At 72.4% G+C, this 18,286-nt stretch carries 13 protein-coding genes and 1 pseudogene; 9 read left to right on the top strand and 5 right to left on the bottom strand.

Features of this window, described 5'->3' with window-relative positions; all coding sequences use genetic code 11:
• Window positions 1-34: 34 nt before the first annotated feature.
• The 5 genes from OG852_RS09540 to dnaK all read left to right on the top strand — a co-directional run bounded on the left by OG852_RS09540 (window position 35) and on the right by dnaK (window position 7,960).
• A complete protein-coding gene (locus OG852_RS09540; RefSeq protein WP_133913836.1) occupies window positions 35-2,128 on the top strand; it encodes a phage holin family protein in 2,094 nt (697 codons plus the stop codon).
• A 76-nt stretch (window positions 2,129-2,204) separates the two neighbouring features.
• Window positions 2,205-3,266 (top strand): ATP-binding protein, encoded by a 1,062-nt coding sequence (locus tag OG852_RS09535; protein WP_133913835.1) that lies wholly within the window; start codon window positions 2,205-2,207, stop codon window positions 3,264-3,266.
• A 241-nt stretch (window positions 3,267-3,507) separates the two neighbouring features.
• Window positions 3,508-5,307, top strand: coding sequence for a vWA domain-containing protein (locus OG852_RS09530; protein ID WP_330347594.1), 1,800 nt, complete (start codon window positions 3,508-3,510; stop codon window positions 5,305-5,307).
• A 68-nt stretch (window positions 5,308-5,375) separates the two neighbouring features.
• The gene (locus OG852_RS09525; RefSeq protein WP_133913833.1) at window positions 5,376-5,801 is read left to right on the top strand and encodes an OsmC family protein; all 426 of its coding nucleotides are present in this window, start codon (window positions 5,376-5,378) and stop codon (window positions 5,799-5,801) included.
• Between the two features lie 287 nt (window positions 5,802-6,088).
• Window positions 6,089-7,960, top strand: coding sequence for a molecular chaperone DnaK (dnaK, locus tag OG852_RS09520; RefSeq protein ID WP_330347593.1), 1,872 nt, complete (start codon window positions 6,089-6,091; stop codon window positions 7,958-7,960).
• Between the two features lie 285 nt (window positions 7,961-8,245).
• On the opposite strand, the gene OG852_RS09515 is transcribed toward dnaK, so the two are convergent.
• From OG852_RS09515 to OG852_RS09505, 3 genes and pseudogenes are all read right to left on the bottom strand, one after another.
• Window positions 8,246-9,052, bottom strand: coding sequence for an SAM-dependent methyltransferase (locus OG852_RS09515; RefSeq protein WP_330347592.1), 807 nt, complete (start codon window positions 9,050-9,052; stop codon window positions 8,246-8,248).
• 49 nt (window positions 9,053-9,101) lie between these two features.
• A complete protein-coding gene (locus OG852_RS09510) occupies window positions 9,102-9,965 on the bottom strand; it encodes a helix-turn-helix domain-containing protein (RefSeq protein ID WP_133913830.1) in 864 nt (287 codons plus the stop codon).
• 173 nt (window positions 9,966-10,138) lie between these two features.
• Window positions 10,139-10,450 (bottom strand): annotated as a pseudogene (locus tag OG852_RS09505) (helix-turn-helix domain-containing protein); the annotation flags it as partial.
• A gap of 84 nt (window positions 10,451-10,534) precedes the next feature.
• On the opposite strand from OG852_RS09505, the gene OG852_RS09500 reads away from it, so the two are divergent.
• The 4 genes from OG852_RS09500 to OG852_RS09485 all read left to right on the top strand — a co-directional run bounded on the left by OG852_RS09500 (window position 10,535) and on the right by OG852_RS09485 (window position 14,958).
• A complete protein-coding gene (locus OG852_RS09500; RefSeq protein WP_133913949.1) occupies window positions 10,535-11,605 on the top strand; it encodes an ADP-ribosylglycohydrolase family protein in 1,071 nt (356 codons plus the stop codon).
• A gap of 111 nt (window positions 11,606-11,716) precedes the next feature.
• Window positions 11,717-12,022, top strand: coding sequence for a 4a-hydroxytetrahydrobiopterin dehydratase (locus tag OG852_RS09495; RefSeq protein WP_330347591.1), 306 nt, complete (start codon window positions 11,717-11,719; stop codon window positions 12,020-12,022).
• 192 nt (window positions 12,023-12,214) lie between these two features.
• Window positions 12,215-12,985, top strand: a complete 771-nt coding sequence (locus tag OG852_RS09490; protein ID WP_330347590.1) for a class I SAM-dependent methyltransferase — start codon at window positions 12,215-12,217, stop codon at window positions 12,983-12,985.
• Window positions 12,986-13,086: 101 nt separating this feature from the next.
• Entirely contained in the window at window positions 13,087-14,958 is a 1,872-nt protein-coding gene (locus OG852_RS09485) for a rhamnogalacturonan lyase (RefSeq protein ID WP_330347589.1), read from the top strand.
• 77 nt (window positions 14,959-15,035) lie between these two features.
• Here OG852_RS09485 and OG852_RS09480 read toward each other — a convergent pair whose 3' ends face one another.
• Window positions 15,036-15,377, bottom strand: a complete 342-nt coding sequence (locus tag OG852_RS09480; RefSeq protein WP_330347588.1) for a hypothetical protein — start codon at window positions 15,375-15,377, stop codon at window positions 15,036-15,038.
• A gap of 107 nt (window positions 15,378-15,484) precedes the next feature.
• A complete protein-coding gene (locus tag OG852_RS09475) occupies window positions 15,485-18,157 on the bottom strand; it encodes a cellulose binding domain-containing protein (RefSeq protein ID WP_133913826.1) in 2,673 nt (890 codons plus the stop codon).
• Window positions 18,158-18,286: the final 129 nt, after the last annotated feature.

Below are 18,286 nucleotides of genomic sequence, written 5' to 3'. Positions count from 1 at the left end.
CGGCGTCGGGGCCGGAAGACGAGGTGAACGGGGCGTGCGAGGGGTGCGGTGGCGGCGAGCCGTCAGCCAGGCGGGGCGGAGTCTCGCGGTGTGGGCCGTCTCCACCCTGACGATGCTGGTGCTCGCGGGGATCCTGCCGGACTTCCGTCTGCAGTCCGCCGACGGCGACAGCGCCACCACCATCGCCGTCACCGCGGCCGTCGGCGCCGGTGTCTTCGGCCTGCTGTCCGCCCTGGTCTGGCCCCTCCTCGTCCGCCTGCTGCTGCTGGTGCCCGCGCTCGTCCTCGGCCTGCTGGTGTTCTTCCTCAACGGCTCCCTGCTGCTGATAGCGCTCAGACTGACGCCCTCCGGGCAGACCGAGGCCGCCCCCGAGACCGCCGTCATCGTCGCCGCCGTGATGTCCGCCGTCGCCTCCGCGACCGGCGGCGCCCTCGCCGTCCGCGACGACGACGCCTACCGCCGCCGCCTCTACCGCCTCGCCGACCGCCGCCGCAGAGGCGGCCCGCCCTGCGCCCCCACCCCGGGCACCGTGTTCCTCCAACTCGACGGCGTGGGCCACGACGTCCTGGCCGCCGCCGTCCGCGACGGCCTGATGCCCACCGTCGCCACCTGGCTCGGCCACCCCGGCCCGGTCCCCGGGCCCACGGCGCCCCCCACCCACCGGCTCACCCCCTGGCACACCGACTGGTCCAGTCAGACCGGCGCCAGTCAGCTCGGCATCCTGCACGGCAGCAACCACGACGTGCCCGCCTTCCGCTGGTACGAGAAGGACAGCGGGGAGGTGATGGTCAGCAACCGCCCCACCAGCGCCGCGGAACTCCAGCGCCGCGCCGTCGAGCGCACCGGCGACGGCGGACTGCTCACCCTCGACGGCGCGAGCCGCGGCAACCTCTTCGGCGGCGGCGCCGACGAACAGGCCCTCGTGCTGTCCATCGCCACCCGCAGACGAGGCCGCGACACCCGCTCCCGCGCCGGCTACTTCGCCTACTTCTCCGACCCCGCCAACGCCGTGCGCACCGCCCTGTCCTTCGTCGCCGAGGTCGTCCGCGAGATCACCCAGTCCACCCGCGCCCGACTGCGCGGGGACCGCCCGCGCGTGGGCCGCGGCGGGCTCTACCCGTTCGTCCGCGCCTTCGCCACCGTCGTCGAACGGGACGTCGTCGTGGCCGCCGTCATGGGCGACCTCCTCGCCGGCCGCACCGCCGTCTACGCCGACCTCGTCGCCTACGACGAGGTCGCCCACCACTCCGGGCCGCTCGGCCGGGACACCGCCCAGGTCCTCGGCCGCCTCGACCGGGCCCTCGCCCTGATCGAGAAGGCCGCCGAGCACGCCCCCCGCCCCTACCGGATCGTCGTCCTGTCCGACCACGGCCAGAGCCCCGGCGAGACCTTCCGCGCCCGCTACGGCCTCACCCTCGGCGACCTGGTGCGGGCCGGCTGCGGACTGCCCGTGCCGCGCCGCGCCGAACGCACCCACAGCGGCGCCGAGGCCCGCGCCGCCGTCCGCGCCGCCCTGCGCCGGCCGGTCGAGGAGGGCGGCGCACGGCACCGGCCCGCCGGCCGCCGCTCCGAGCCGATCGTCCTCGCCTCCGGCAACCTCGGCCTGATCTCCTTCCCCGACGTCCCGCACCGCATGACCAAGGAGGAGATCGACGCCCGTCACCCCGCCCTGCTGTCCACCCTCGCCAACCACCCCGGCATCGGCTTCCTGCTGGTCCGCAGCGAGGAGCACGGCGGGGTCGTCCTCGGCGCGTACGGCGCCGAGACACCCCTGGACCGGCTCGACGACGACCCCGGCCCGCTCGCGCCGTTCGGACCCGGCGCCGCCGACGCCGTGCGCCGCACCCACTCCTTCCCGCACACCGCCGACATCATGGTCAACTCCTTCCTCGACCCCGCCGACGGCGAGGTCCTCGCCTTCGAGGAGCAGATCGGCTCCCACGGCGGCCTCGGCGGCGCCCAGTCCCGACCCTTCCTGCTGTCCCCGCTCGACCTGTCCGCGCCCGTCGAGGACGGCGCGGCCCTGACGGGCGCCGAACACGTCCACCGCGTCCTGCGCCGCTGGCTGCGCGAATCCGACGGCCCCCAGATCCCCCTGGAGCCCGCACCGGAGGAACGGGCCGCCTGAAAATCGGCTGCGCCGCCCCGGCCGTACACCCACACTGGCCGTGTCGTTCCCGCCCCGGCCCCAAGGAGCAGCAGCGTTGCAGGCTGCCGTCACCGTCACGCCCTCCCGCATCCCCGAACTCCTCCTCGGCCTCGCCACCGTGCGGCCCGTCTTCCTCTGGGGAGCCCCCGGCATCGGCAAGTCCTCCCTGGTCCGCGAGTTCGCCGAGTCACTGGGCCTGGAGTGCGTGAGCCTGCTCGGCACGCAGCTCGCGCCCGAGGACCTGATCGGCGTGCCGCAGATCCGCGACGGACGGTCGGTGTTCTGCCCGCCGGAGGCGATCGCCCGCGACGAGCCGTACTGCCTGTTCCTGGACGAGCTCAACGCGGCCACCCCGGACGTGCAGAAGGCGTTCTACTCGCTGATCCTGGACCGCCGTATCGGCACCTACGAACTCCCCGCGGGCTCGATCGTCATCGGCGCCGGCAACCGCGCCACCGACAACGCGCTCGCCCGGCCCATCGCCTCCGCCCTCGTCAACCGCCTCACCCACGTCCACCTGGAGGCCTCCCCGAGGGACTGGCTGGCCTGGGCCGCCGCCCACGGCATCCACCCCTGGATCCTCGACCACCTCACCGACCGGCCCGACCACCTGTGGTCCAAGCCGCCGAAGACCGAGGAGCCCTTCTCCACGCCCCGCTCCTGGCACATGCTCTCCGACGCGCTGCACTCCTTCGGCCGCGACCTCGACGAGGACACCCTCAAGGTCCTCGCCCACGGCACGCTCACCCCCGCGCACGCCACCGCCTTCTGCGGCTACGTCAAGATCGTCCGCAGCCGGTACGGCATCGAGGCCGTCCTGCGCGGCGACGCGCCCTGGCCGCACCGCGTCGAGGACCGCGACCTGCTCTACTACCTCGCCGACTCCTTCCGCGGCCGGCTGATCAAGGAACTCCCCGCCGTCCGCGAACACATGTCGGCCAACGGCCGGCAGACCGCGTACCGCGCCAAGTCGCTGCTCGTCCAGCTCGCCGAGATCTCCGTCGAGGTCGCCCAGACCGTCATCGCCTCCGACCCCGACGGCAACCCCGTCCTGCCCTCCTGGTTCCTGGTGGAGGCGGCCCGCGACATGCCCCGACTGGTGGAGGCCCGACGGTGAACGGCGACGAGCACGCACCGACCGGCCACTGCGGCGGGCCGGACGGTTGTGTGGTCGTGAGCCGTTCGCGGGCCCCGGCGGCAAGCCGGACGGGGGCGTGGCGCGAGCCGGCCCTGGGCCACCGCTGTACGCCGGACCGGGGCTTGGCGGTGGGGCGGACGAGGGCGCGGCGCGGGCCGGCCTCGGGCCACCGCTGTACGCCGGACCGGCGCGTGGCGGCGGGGCGGACGGGGGGAGGCCGGTGAGTCGGGGTGGGCGGGGGAAGAAGAAGCGGGATCTGGCGGCGGAGGCGTTCGCGGAGGGGCTGCGGCTGATGCACGCCAATCCGGCCCTCGACGCCGTCGCCTTCGGCGTGTGCCGGGAGGAGGACTGCGAGCTGGCGCCCCGCGACGGCCTCGTCCGGGTCGACTCCGACGGCGCCGTCCACGCCCACCCGGCCCGGATCGCCGACCCCGCCGTCTGGGCCTGGTCCCTCGCCCACGCCGCCCTCCACCTCGGCTTCGGCCACCTCCCGGCGGCCGACGGCGTACGGGTCCAGCCCGACCGGTACGAACTCTCCGCCCGCTGCACCGTCGTCAACCGCTTCCTGCTCACCTTCCCCGTCGGCAGACCCCCCGAGGACCTGCCGCTCACCTACCCCGACGGCGACGAGGAACAGCTCGCCGCCCGCTGGCGCCGCGACGGCCTCCCGACCGCCTACCAGCACTGCGGCACCGCCGGCCCGGAACCGGACCAGCTCCTGCTGACCTGGGACACCCGGCGGCACGGACAGCCCGCCGACCGTCAGCTCGCCTTCGCCACCGCCCTCACCCGGACGGTGTCCGCGGCCATGGACATGGCGGGCGGCCGACGCGCCTCCCTCGACGACGACCTGGACCCGAAGCGCCCCTGGGAGCGGGCCCTGAGCTGGTTCGTCTCCTCCTACCCCCTGCTCGGCGGCATCGCGGCCGGCATCAGGCTCGTCCCCAACGCCGAGCTCGCCCGCGCCCACGGCATCCAGATCGCCGCCGTCGACGCCGAGGCCGGCGAGATCTACCTCAACCCGCTGTACCGGCTCGAGGACGAGGAGTGGCGGTTCGTCCTCGCCCACGAGATGCTGCACGCCGCCCTGCGCCACGGCGACCGCTGCGGCCCCCGCGACCCCTACCTCTTCAACGTCGCCTGCGACTACGTCATCAACGGCTGGCTGCGCGAGATGCAGATCGGCACCATGCCCGACGGCCTGCTGTACGACCCGGAGCTCGCCGGTCTGTCCGCCGAGGAGGTCTACGACCGCATCGCCGGCGACCTGCGCCGCCTGCGCCGCCTGTCCACCCTGCGCGGCCGGGGCGTCGGCGACGTCCTCGGCGGCCCGATCGGCCCGCCCCGCGACGGAGTCGACCTCGACGGCTTCTACCGGCGCGGCCTCGCCCACGGCCTCGACCTGCACCAGCGGGAGGAACGCGGCCTGCTCCCCGGCGGGCTCGTCGAGGAGATCCGCGCCCTCAGCCATCCTCCGCTGCCCTGGGACGCCCGCCTCGCCCGCTGGTTCGACGAGTTCGTCCCCCGCCCCGAGCCCGTACGGTCCTACGCCCGCCCCGCGCGCCGCCAGGCCTCCACCCCCGACATCCCGCGCGCCGGACGGTACTTCCCGCCCGAGGAGGTGCCCCGCTGCACCTTCGGCGTCGTCCTGGACACCTCCGGCTCCATGAACACCGGCCTCCTCGGCAAGGCCCTCGGCGCCATCGCCTCCTACGCCGAGGCCCGCGACGTCCCCGCCGCCCGCGTCGTCTTCTGCGACGCCGCCCCGCACGACGCCGGCTATCTGCCCGTCACCGAGATCGCCGACCGGGTCCGGGTGCGCGGCCGCGGCGGTACGGTCCTGCAGCCCGGCATCGACCTGCTGCACCGCGCCGACGACTTCCCGCGCGACGCTCCCGTCCTGGTCATCACCGACGGCTGGTGCGACACCCTGCGCGTGCGCCGCGACCACGCCTACCTGATCCCCCAGGGCGCCCGGCTGCCGTTCACGGCTCAGGGGCCGGTGTTCCGGGTGCGCTGAGCCGGAATGTGATCGGATGGGACTCACGGAAACCCGTCCGACGGGAAACCCACGCGAAAGGAACAACCGTGGCCACCACGCGCTCCGCTCACACCGTCTGGGAAGGCAACCTGCTCGAGGGCAACGGAGTCGTCACCTTCGACTCCTCCGGCATCGGTCAGCAGCCGGTGTCGTGGCCGTCGCGCGCCGAGGCGGCGAACGGCAAGACCAGCCCGGAGGAGCTGATCGCCGCCGCCCACTCCAGCTGCTTCTCCATGGCGCTGTCGCACGGGCTGGCCGGCGCGGGCACCCCGCCCACCAAGCTCGTCACCTCCGCCGACGTCACCTTCCAGCCCGGTGAGGGCATCACCGGCATCCACCTCACCGTCGAGGGCACGGTCCCCGGCATCGACGACGACGCGTTCGTCGCCGCCGCCGAGGACGCCAAGAAGAACTGCCCCGTCAGCCAGGCCCTCACCGGCACCACGATCACCCTGTCGGCCAAGCTCGCCTGACCCGACACCCCCCGCCACCGGCCGACCCGCCCCTCGCGCACCGGCCGGTGGCGGCACGTAGGGGACAGGCCTCACGGCCACCCGGGGGACGCGCTGGTCACCGACCGCCCCGCCGGGCGGTGGAACCCCTCCGTCCGGACGCGTCGAACCCTCCCCACGGGGCACCCGGCCCCTGAGGGGCGCCCGCCCGCCGGGAGGTGCGCCCCCGGTGCCCCATTGACAGGAGCCCCCGCACGATTTGTGCTGGAAGTCCGGTGGCGGAGGCTCCCTGGCGGAAGGGGACGGCGATGGGACGTCCGGTCGGCATCGATCTCGGGACCACGAACTCGGTGGTGGCCGTCCTGGAGGGCGGCGAACCCACGGTCATCGCCAACGCGGAGGGCGCGCGGACCACCCCGTCCGTCGTGGCGTTCGCCAAGAACGGCGAGGTGCTCGTCGGCGAGGTCGCCAAACGGCAGGCGGTCACCAACGTCGACCGCACCGCCCGCTCGGTCAAGCGCTACATGGGCGACGCGCACTGGCGCTTCCCCGACCGGGGCGATGTGGACGGCACCCGCTTCCGCGCCCAGGAACTCTCCGCCCGCGTCCTGCAGAAACTGAAGCGGGACGCCGAAGCCTACCTCGGCGAGGACGTCACCGACGCGGTGATCACCGTCCCCGCCTACTTCGACGACGCCCAGCGGCAGGCCACCAAGGAGGCCGGGGAGATCGCCGGCCTGAGGGTGCTGCGGATCATCAACGAGCCCACCGCCGCCGCCCTCGCCTACGGCCTCGACCGCAGCCAGGAACAGACGGTCCTCGTCTTCGACCTCGGCGGCGGCACCTTCGACGTCTCGCTCCTGGAGATCGGCGACGGCGTCATCGAGGTCAAGGCCACCAACGGCGACACCCACCTCGGCGGCGACGACTGGGACCAGCGGATCGTCGAGTACCTGGTGAAGAAGTTCAAGGGCCAGTACGGCATCGACCTCGGCAACGACAGGATGGCCCTGCAACGCCTGCGCGAGGGCGCCGAGAAGGCGAAGATCGAACTGTCCTCCTCCTCCGAGTCCACCATCAACCTCCCGTACATCACCGCTTCCGCCGAAGGCCCCCTCCACCTCGACGAGAAACTGACGCGGGCTCAGTTCCAGGAGCTCACCGCCGACTTGCTCGACCGCTGCCGTACCCCCTTCCACCAGGCCGTCAAGGACGCCAAGGTGAAGCTGTCCGCGATCGACCACGTCATCCTCGTCGGCGGCTCCACCCGGATGCCCGCGGTCACCGATCTGGTACGGGAGTTGACCGGCAAGGACCCGCACAAGGGCGTCAACCCCGACGAGGTCGTCGCCGTCGGCGCGGCCCTCCAGGCGGGCGTGATCCGCGGCGACGTGAAGGACGTCCTCCTCCTCGACGTCACCCCGCTGTCCCTCGGCATCGAGACCAAGGGCGGCATCATGACCAAGCTCATCGAACGCAACACCACGATCCCCACCCGCCGTTCGGAGATCTTCACCACCGCCGCCGACAACCAGCCCTCCGTCGGCATCCAGGTCTACCAGGGCGAACGCGAGATCGCCGCCTACAACAAGAAGCTCGGCGTCTTCGACCTCACCGGCCTGCCGCCCGCCCCGCGCGGCGTCCCGCAGATCGAGGTCGCCTTCGACATCGACGCCAACGGCATCATGCACGTCTCCGCGAAGGACCTCGCCACCGGCCGCGAGCAGAAGATGACCGTCACCGGCGGTTCGGCGCTCCCCAAGGACGACATCGACCGCATGATGCGCGAGGCCGAGCAGTACGCCGAGGAGGACCGGGGCCGCCGCGAGGCCGCCGAGACCCGCAACCAGGCGGAGCAACTCGTCTACCAGACGGAGAAGTTCCTCCGTGAGAACGAGGAGCGGGTGCCCGCCGAGACCCGGCAGGAGGTGTCCGCGGCCGTCACCGAACTGAAGGACCTGCTGGAGCGGCAGGCCGACACCGGAGCCCTGCGCGCCGGCGTCGACCGGCTCGCCACCGTCAGCCAGAAGATGGGCCAGGCGATGTACGCCCAGACCCAGCAGCCCCCGACCGCCGGCCCCACCGCCGACAGCGACGGCCGCCCACCGGCGGACGACGACGAGACGGTGGTCGACGCGGAGATCGTCGACGACGACAGGGACGAGGCGAAGGGAGCCTAGCGAGGAGCCTGGCGACGGGCCTGGGGCGGCGCCCGCGGAGGGCGGCTGGGCGTGGCGCCCGGGGACGGCGCCTGGGCGTGGAGCCCGGGGACGGCGGCTGGGCGTGGCGCCCGGGGACGGAGCCTGGGCGTGGAGCCCGGGGACGGCGGCTGGGCGTGGCGCCCGGGGACGGCGCCTGGGCGTTACGCCCGGGACGGCGCCTGGCGAGGGTGCCTTGCGAGGGGGCGCGCCGTCACCGGCACGGCGTGACGGCGCGTCCCCCGCTCACCGCCGTACCGCCGCCCCTCAGACCTTGCGGGCGACCCCCGCGTACACCGGCACGATGCCCTCCGCCTGCGCCGCCACGTCCTCCGGCTCCGGCCGCCAGCCCGACACCGGGATCAGGCCCGGGCCGAGCAGCTCCAGGCCCTCGAAGAACCGCGCGAACTCCGTCAGGGACCGCGGGAAGAACGGGGTGCCGCTGCGCCGGAAGTGGTTCGCCGCGTTGGCGATCGCCTCGGGGCTGAGATCCGGGGTCACCTGGGACAGGATCAGCCAGCTCCCCGGGGCGAGCCGCGCGACGTACTCCCGTACGAGGTCGTAGGCGCCGTCGTCGAGGTAGTGCGTGAGCGCCACCAGCGACAACGCCACCGGACGGCCGAGGTCGAGCGACTCCGCGGCCCGGTCCAGCAGCGTCGCGAGGTCGCGGACGTCGGCGTGCACATACTGCGTGGAGCCCTCGGCGCTGCCGCGCAGCAGGGCCTCCGCGTGCCGCAGCACGATCGGGTCGTTGTCCGCGTACACCACCCTCGCCTCCGGGGCCACGCCCTGGGCGACCTGGTGCAGGTTCGGCTCGGTGGGGATGCCCGTGCCGATGTCCAGGAACTGCCGTATCCCGGCCTCGGCGGCGGCACGGACCGCGCGCTGCATGAAACGGCGGTTGCCGCGCGCCCCGCGCAACACCGTGCCGTCCACGGCGAGGATCTTCCGGGCCAGCTCCTCGTCCACGGGGTAGTTGTCCTTGCCGCCCAGCCACCAGTCGTAGACACGCGCCGGATGCGGCCTGCTGGTGTCGATACGGACGGGCGCCTTCCGGTCCTCGGATCCGGTCATACGGGCGTCTCTCCTTGCGCGTGGTCGGACGGGATGGTCGATGGGGCACTCAGAGGCTTCCGCGGAGATCCTCGAGCAGCCCCCGGGTCTCCAGGGCCGACGCGGCGTGCGTCGTCAGATGGTCGAGGACCTCCAGATGCGCGGAGACCTCCTTGCGCGAGTCCAGATACAGGGCACCCGTCAGATACTCGGTGACCACCATGTCGGGCAGCTCGGGCTCGGCGAAACGGAACAGCGAGAACGGCGCGGCCGTCCCCGGATGGGGGCCGTCGGCGAACTCGGCGATTTGCAGCGTGATCCGGTCACGCTCGCCCAACTCCAGCAGCCTGTCCAGCTGTTCCCGCATCACGGAGGGGTCCTCGCACACCGGACGGCGCAGCACCGTCTCGTCCATCACCGCCCACAGATGCGGCGGGTTCGGCCCGTCCAGCAACCGCTGCCGGGCCATGCGCAGCGACACATGGCGCTCGATCGCGTCCGGAGTGGTCCGCCCGACCGTGCCGGCCTCCAGCACGGCGCGCGCGTACCTCTCCGTCTGCAACAGCCCCGGCACGAAGTGCGGTTCATAGCTGCGGATCAGCCGGGCCGCCCCCTCCAGGCTGACGTACAGACTGAACCACTCCGGCAGCACATCGTGGAAACGCTGCCACCAGCCGGGCAGGTTCGCGTCCTCGGCCAGCCGGACGAACGCCTCCGCCTCGCCCTCGGAAACCCCGTACGCCTCCAACAGCACCTGCACATAAGGGATCTTCAGTGCGACCTCGGCCGTCTCCATGCGCCGTACGGTCGCCGGAGCCACCCGCAACGCGCGGGCCGCCTCCTCCCGGCCGAGACCGGCCGCCTCGCGCAGCTCCTGCAGCCGTCTGCCGAGCACCACCTGGCCCACCGTAGGCGCGGGCCGCCGTTCACTCACGCCACGTCTCCCCTACGTGTCGAGGCACGCGGGTCAGTGTGTCATGTTCCGGCCGCGGTCTCACCGGTACGGCGATGAGGTCCTCGCCACGCCCGACACCGGCGGCACATGACCTCAGGGGTAATCGACGCCTGCGGGCCCGGACGGGATCGTGGAGTCCGTCGGGTTCCGGGCCGGCGCACTCCGGCCCGGGATCCGATCGGGGTCTCCGAAAAGCGCGGGGCGCAACCGGCCGCCAGGAGCGGCGCGTTGCGCTCCCGCACCGGCACCTGCAGATGATTCGCCAGCCGCAGCACCATCTCCTCACTCGGCCGGGAACGGCCCGTCTCCACGAAACTGGTGTGCCGGGCCGAGGAACCCGCCCGCAGCGCGAGTTCGAGCTGACTGACCCGCCGCCGCTCCCGCCAGGCCCGCAACAGCGGGCCCACGCCCGGCTCGACGGGGGCGGCGGATGCGGCGTTCGTACCGGTCGCGACAATGGCCATACGACGACCGTAGTCGACGGCCCCGCGCAGGGGCCGGGGCGAGATGAGGGGTGGACGAGCGTGCCGTGGATCGAGCGCAGGGCGATGTTCGAGGCCGAGGCGGTGTACCGGGCGCGGGTACGTGGCTGTCTCCTCGGCGGAGCGCTCGGTGACGCACTCGGCTACCCGGTGGAGTTCGACTCCCTCGACCGGATCCGCGCCACCCACGGCGAGCGTGGCGTCACCGGGCTCGTCCCCGACGCGACGGGCGTCATCGGCCGGATCAGCGACGACACCCAGATGACCCTGTTCACCGCGGAGGGCGTCGAACAGGCCGTACGGCGCGAGCGCGGCAAGGGCATCGGCGGCGGCGGACCCCGGCTGGTGCGCTGGGCCTACGAACGCTGGCTGCACACCCAACGCGTCCCCGCACCCGACGGCGGCCCCACCGCCCACGGCTACGCCGGACCCACCGACGGCCTCGTCACCGAACCCTGGCTCTACGCCCGCCGCGCCCCCGGCAACGCCTGCCTCAGCGGCCTCCAGCAGGACCACGTCCCCGACCCCTGGACCGCACTCGGCACGCCCGGACCCGTCAACCCCGACTCCAAGGGCTGCGGGGCCGTCATGCGGTCCGCCCCCTTCGGACTCACCGGCGCCCCGGCCGCCTCCGCCTTCCAACTCGCCGCCGTCTGCGCCCGGATGACCCACGGCCACCCCACCGGCGCCTACGCGGCCGGCGCACTCGCCGCGATCGTCCGGCACCTGATCGACGGCGAGTCGATCGAGGGCGCCGTCCTGCGCACCCTGCGCCTGCTGGCCCGGCACCCCGGCCACGAGGAGACCGGCACGGCGCTGCGGCGGGCGCTCGACCTCGCGGCCGAGGGCGACCCCACCGCGGAGAAGGTGGAACGCCTGGGCGCCGGCTGGATCGCCGAGGAGGCCCTCGCCATCGGCGTCTACGCGGCCCTCGCCCACACCGACGTCGAACGCGCCCTGCTCCTCGCCGTCAACCACTCCGGCGACAGCGACTCCACTGGCTCCCTCTGCGGCAACCTGCTCGGCGCCCGCCACGGCGACCACGGCCTGCCGCACACCTGGCTGCGCCAGGTCGAGGGCCGCGCCCGCATCGCCGCCCTCGCGGACGACCTCGCCGCCGAGGCCGCCCGGGCCTGAGCCCCCGAGGGTTCCCGGCCCGGACCGCCGGGAACCCTCCTGACCAGGGCCGCCGTCGCTCTCCTGTGGCAGTCTGGACGGGTACGCGGCACCCACGAAGGGAGTCCCACCATGGCCGTGGAACCGCTTTCTCCGAAGGAGATCGAGGACCGCCTGTCCGAACTGCCCGGCTGGACCGTCGACGGCGACCGCCTCACCCGCTCCTACCGGCTGCCCTCCCACTTCGCCGCGACCGCCCTGGTCGTCCACATCGCCCGGATCCAGGACGAGCTCGACCACCACTCCGACCTCACCCTCGGCTACAACACGGTCTCCCTCGCGGTGAACACCCACAGCGCCGGGGGAGCCGTCACCGAACTGGACTTCGAACTGGCGCGGCAGGTGGAGGAGGCGGCGGACGGACACGGGGTGAGCTGAGACGGGACCGCGGCATCGGGGCGACGGTATACATTCTGCGGCTTCCGGCGGACGGGCGTAGGGCGCGTGTATGCGGCATGCGGCATACGGCGTGAAGTATGCGACATCCTGCATACAGTCCTAAGTGTCCGGCATCCGGCATACAGTGTGGCGCACATTGCATACAGCCGACGGGCGGAACGGGGAGGGCGCGTGCTGGACTACGACAAGGAAGCCGAACGCTACGACCTCTCGCGCGGCGGCGAACCCCGGGCGGCCGCCGCCGCCGAAGCCGTCCTCGGTCTTCTGCCGCCCGGTGTGCGCAGTCTGCTGGACGTAGCCTGCGGCACGGGCATCGTCACCCGCCGGCTCGCGGCCGGACCGGACGCCCTGCGGGTGACGGGCGTCGACCTGTCGCCCGCGATGGCCCGGCACGCCGCCGCCCGGCTGCCGGGCGCCATCGTGCGCGCCGACAGCCGCCAACTCCCTTTTCCCGCCGCACAATTCGACGCCGTGAGCAGTGTGTGGCTGCTGCATCTCGTCGAGGACGACGACGCACGGCGGATCGTCGCCGAGTGCGCGCGGGTGCTGCGGCCGGGCGGGGTGTACGTCACCACGGTCGACAAGGGGGCCTCGCACAACGTGGGCAGCGACATCGACGCGGTCCTCGCCTCTCGCCCGCGCCGCCCCGCCTCCGACGCCTCCGAGCTCGTCGCGTCGTACGCCACCGACTGCGGTCTGGTGGCGGCCGGGCGGGCCCGTTTCGCCGGCCGGGGGCAGGGGCGCAGCCCGCGTCGGGCGATCGCCGACCTCAGGCGTGGCTGGTTCGTCACCCTCCCGCCCGGCGATCCCCTCGCCGACGTGTTCGCCGCCCGCCTCGCGGCCCTGCCCGACCAGGAACGGCCGCGCCCGGAACCGGAGTTCACCCTGCGCGCCTTCCGGAAGCCCACGGAAGGACACCGGGAACCGGCGTCGAACGAGTAAGGCCCACGCCCGTCCAACTGGCCGAAACACACGGCAACGTGGCCGAACCCGGTGGCGACTGAGAGTGCGGAACCCGTCCGTCCTCTCTGGAGGTTCGTCCCGTGCAGCACCCCCACGAGCACCGCAGACGCCGAGTCCTTCTGTCGGCCGCGACAGCGGCCGCGGCCCTTGTAGCCGCCGGTCTGACCGCGCTCGGCACCGGCACCGCCGCCGCGGCGACCGCCCGCCAGGTCGAGGCCCTCGACCGGGGCGTGGTCAGCGTCCACACCGACAGCGGCAACCTGGTCGGCTGGCGCTGGCTCGGCACCGACCCCGACAGTGTCTCCTTCAACGTCTACCGGGCCGGCACGAAGGTCAACTCCGCCCCGATCACCGGCTCCACCACCTACTTCCACTCCGGCGCGCCCGCCCAGGCCGACTACACGGTCCGCGCCGTCGTCAACGGTGTCGAACAGGCCGACTCCGTCCACGCGATCCAGTTCCGCACCGGCTACAAGGACGTCCCGATCACCCCGCCGGCCGGCGGCACCACACCCGACGGCGTCGCCTACACCTACGAGGCCAACGACGCCTCCGTGGGCGACCTCGACGGCGACGGCGCCCTGGACTTCGTCCTCAAGTGGCAGCCGACCAACGCCAAGGACAACTCGCAGTCGGGATACACCGGAAACACGATCGTCGACGGTATACGGCTGGACGGCACCCGTCTGTGGCGGGTCGACCTCGGCCGCAACATCCGCTCCGGTGCCCACTACACACAGTTCCAGGTGTACGACTACGACGGCGACGGCAGGGCCGAGGTCGCGATGAAGACCGCCGACGGCACGGTCGACGGCACCGGCACGGTGATCGGCAGCTCCTCCGCCGACTACCGCAACTCCAGCGGGTACGTCCTGTCCGGCCCCGAGTACCTGACCATGTTCAACGGCCAGACGGGCAGGGCGATGCAGAGCGTCGACTACGTCCCGGCCCGCGGCACGGTCTCCTCCTGGGGCGACTCGTACGGCAACCGCGTCGACCGCTTCCTCGCGGGCACGGCGTACCTGGACGGTTCCCGCCCCTCCCTGATCATGGCGCGCGGCTACTACACCCGCACGGTGATCGCCGCCTGGGACTGGCGCGACGGCGCCTTCACCCGCCGTTGGACCTTCGACACCAACTCCTCCAGCAACACGGGCAAGGGGTACGACGGCCAGGGCTCGCACAGTCTCTCCGTCGGGGACGTCGACGGCGACGGCAAGGACGAGATCGTCTACGGCGCGATGGCGGTCGACGACAACGGCAACGGCCTGTGGACGACGAAGACCGGCCACGGCGACGCCCAGCACCTCGGCGACCTCGACCCGTCGCACGCGGGCCTGGAGTACTTCAAGGTCTCCGAGTCGAGCAGCCAGCCCGCCGAGCTGTACATCAACCCGGCCAACGGCACGATCAACTGGAAGCTGGCCGCCTGCTGCGACAACGGGCGCGGCGTCGCCGGCGACATCTGGGCGGGCAACGACGGGGCCGAGGTCTGGTCGGCCTCCGACTCCTCCGTCCGCGACGAGGCGGGCGCGACGAAGGGCCGTGAACCGTCCTCCGTCAACTTCTTGTCCTGGTGGGACGCCGACACCACCCGTGAGCTCCTCGACGGCACCCACATCGACAAGTACGGCACGTCCTCCGACACCCGTCTGCTGACGGGCTCCGACGTCCACTCCAACAACAGCACCAAGGCGACCCCGTCGCTCTCCGGGGACATCCTCGGCGACTGGCGCGAGGAGGTCGTCTGGCCCACCACCGACAACACCGCCCTCAGGATCTACTCGACCCCGTACGAGACGACGACCCGCATCACGACCCTCCTGCACGACACCATGTACCGCACGGGCCTGGCCTGGCAGAACACCGCGTACAACCAACCGCCGCACCCGAGCTTCTTCATCGGCAACGGCATGGCGACGGCGCCCCGGCCGACGGTCTACACCCCCTGACAGGAACGTGACGAGGCCCCGCCCGAGGTCGGACGGGGCCCCCTCACGGTCGTGCGTTCACCGGGTCGCGCGCCGGATCAGTTCAGGGCCTTGGGCACATTCCCGTAGAACCGGATGGCGGGCCATCCGCGAGAGGTGAGCAACTCGTTGATGGCGTTGGCCACCTCCAGCGCGGTGACGTCCTTCTCCGGCGGCCCGGGCATCAGGTCGATGGTGAAGCTCACGCTGATGTAACCGTCCTCCGGGCCCGGCTCGGTGACGCCGTGGAACGGGATGTTGTAGCCCCACGCCGGGGTCGACTCGTCCGCCTGCTCGGCGGTTTCGGTCTCCTCGGCCTGGGCCGGGCCGGCGGACGCGAGGACCGCGCCCGCCGCTGCCGAACCCGAAGAGACCAGCAGGGCACGTCTGGACACTCCCATGTTCCCCTCCCCACTCCCCTGCCTCCGGAGTGGAGGCAGGATCGATCGTATGAGCGAAACTCGGGCCCTGGCGCTGAACGAATTCATCCGGTTGGCCTGTGCCGGGCTCAGCCCACGGTGCAGCTCTGGTCACCCAGCTTGAACGCCGTCGGCTTGGTGTTCGAGCCCGTCCAGGTGCCGGTGAAGCCGAAGCTCACCGAGGAGCCGGCTGCCACCGTGGCGTTCCAGGTGACGTTCTTCGCGGTCACCGCCGACCCGGACTGCGCGTAGTCGGCGTTCCACAGTTGCGAGATCGTCTGCCCGCTGGGGAAGGCCCAGTTCAGGCTCCAGCCGGACCACGCGCTCGTCCCCGTGTTGGCGAGCTTCACGTCCGCCTGGAAGCCACCGGACCACTGGTTGGTGATCGTGTACGTCACCGCGCAGGCGCCGGTCGGCGTGGGATCCGTACCGCCACCGCCGTCGCCGCCCCCGCTTCCGCCGCCGCTCGTGTCGGAGGTGTCGCCGTAGATCACACCCCGGCCGTTGGTCGACACGTACACCCGCCCGTAGACCCGCGGGTCACCGGTGATCGCCGCGCCCGTCCAACCCCACTGGTGGGCGTCGTCGTTGATCCGCGTCCAGGTCGCGCCCTTGTCGGTCGAGCGGAAGATCCCCCGTACACCGGCGATCTTCGCGCTGGTGTAGAGCGTCTGGTACGAGGCACCCGTCGCCGCCTTGCCGAAGCCGATCGTGTCGGCCTGCTCGACCGTCGACAGCTTGGTGAAGGTGGCGCCGGAGTCGGTGGAGTGCCACAGCCCGTACGCCCCGTCGCTCGCCCCGCCGGCCAGCCACACATCGCCCTTCGTGCCGGGCAGCGCCTTGAAGCGCACGCTGTCCCCGCTGGGCAGCCCCGTCGCCGACGACGCCGTGAAGGTCGCGCCGCCGTCCGAACTGACGTAGAACTTGCCCGACTTGAAACCGTAGAAGGTCTTCGGATCGACCCGGTCCGACTCCACGGTCGCGCCGGAGGGGATCCCGCTCGACGCCGCCCACGACGACCCGAACCCTGTCGTGTACTGCACGCCCGTGCCCGCCGGACTCCACACGAACCGGCCGCCGTCCGCCGCCGCGGCCACGGTCCCGCCGCCGCTCACCCCCGAAGGGTCCGTCCCGGCGAACCAGTTGGCGCCGTTGTCCGTCGAGAACGCCACATGCGGGCCCGAGTCCAGATTGCCCACCCGGACCACCGTGTTCGGGTTGGTCTCGGCGTAGTCGAGGCTGGTGGTGGTCGTGAGGTTCGGGGAGGTGAACATCATCGACGGCACCTTGGTCAGATCCGTGTGCCGGAAACCGCCCACGTCACCCAGCGCGCTGAGCAGCGGCGCACCGGTCGGGGGAGAGGCGAGGTCGTTGACGGCCGTCTCCTCCAGCCCCTGCACCATCGGCTTCACGGTGAACTGGCTTCCGCCGTCCCAGTTGGTGAGGTTCTCCGTGCCGTAGATCGTCGCGCCCGTCCCGTACATCATGCGGGCGGAGTTGAACGGGTCGATCTCCAACGCCTCGGTCATCCAGCCGAGTTTGGGCGTCTGCTCCGGCGGCGACGGGTTGGCGCCCCAGGTCAGCCACGGCGACGAGGACACGTCCATCGTGAACCGGTTCGAACGGTTTGGGTACGAGGTGTAGTCCCACGCCTTCGTCCAGGTCCCGCCGCTGTTCGTGGAGCGGAAGATCTGGGTGTCGGGCCACCAGGAACTGTAGGCGGTCGCCATGACGGTACCGGGCTTCTGCCGGTCGACGGTCAGGCCGCTGAAGCCGTAGTAGGTGTCGGCCTCCGCCACCGGGCTGATGTCCGTCCAGGTGCCGGTCGCCGTCGCGTACCGGAACAGCCGGCCCTTGCCGCCGTCGTACGGACCGCCCTTGTCGCTGTATGCGATGTACAGATAGCCGTTGACGGTATCCAGTACACCCTTGTGCGCCAGATATCCCGTCGGCTGTCCGGCCATCCGCGACCAGGTCGCCCCCGCGTCCGTCGACCGGTACACCGCGTTGTCCTTGTCCGCCACCCCGACGTAGAGCGTCTTCGTCGCCGTCCCCGACGTGCCGGTCGACTCGTCGAAGGTGACCCAGACGATCCCCTGGTTGTCGCTCGCATACCCGCTGGTGTCGCTGGGATCCTGTACATAATTGCCGACGTTCGGGAAATTGCTCACCTGCGACCAGGTGACCCCCGAGTCCGTCGACCGCCACAGCCCCTTGCCGCTCGGTGCGCCGAGGTAGAGCACGCTGTTCTTGTTCGGGTCGACCGCGAGCCGCTCTCCCATGCCCCGGCCGGGCATGTTCCCGCCCAGCTTGAAGGGGAGGTCCGTCTTCTGCCAGCTGGCGCCCCGGTCACCGGACCGCAGCACCGCGCCGTTCCCCGGGTCCCAGCTGTTGGTGTACGTGCCGACCGCCGCGTACACCTTGTTCGGGTCGACGGAGTCGGAGGCCAGGCTCACCACGCCCGTGTGCCCCCAGTCCGCCCAGCCGACGGAGTCCAGCAGCGGCGTCCAGGTCCTGCTCGACTCCTGCCAGCGGTAGGCGCCGCCGATGTCGGTGCGCGCGTAGGCGAGGTTCTTCTCCTTGCGGTTGAAGACGATGCCCGGGACGAAGCCACCGCCGTCGATCCGGACGTTCTTCCAGGTGTACGAGTCTGCGGCGAGCGTCGCCTTCGGGCCGGCGTCGGCGGCCAGCGCGTGCGGGCTGCCGGCGAGCAGGCCGGCGGCGAGCGCCAGCACCGCCGTCAGAATGCGCTTTCTTCGCACGGTGGGGGTCCTTCCTCGCGAAGCCATGGGTGCGGGGGGAGGTGCGAGACGTGCGACGTGCGGACGGTGCGGTGTGCGGGATGTGCGACTACCGGGCGGCCCCCCATGCGGGAAGGGGCCGCCCGGCGC

It is taken from the genome of Streptomyces sp. NBC_00582, from assembly GCF_036345155.1.
In the GTDB taxonomy this organism is placed as follows: Bacteria; Actinomycetota; Actinomycetes; order Streptomycetales; family Streptomycetaceae; genus Streptomyces.
Note: the sequence above shows the minus strand (reverse complement) of the source record. Positions and strands in the feature narration are given on the sequence as shown.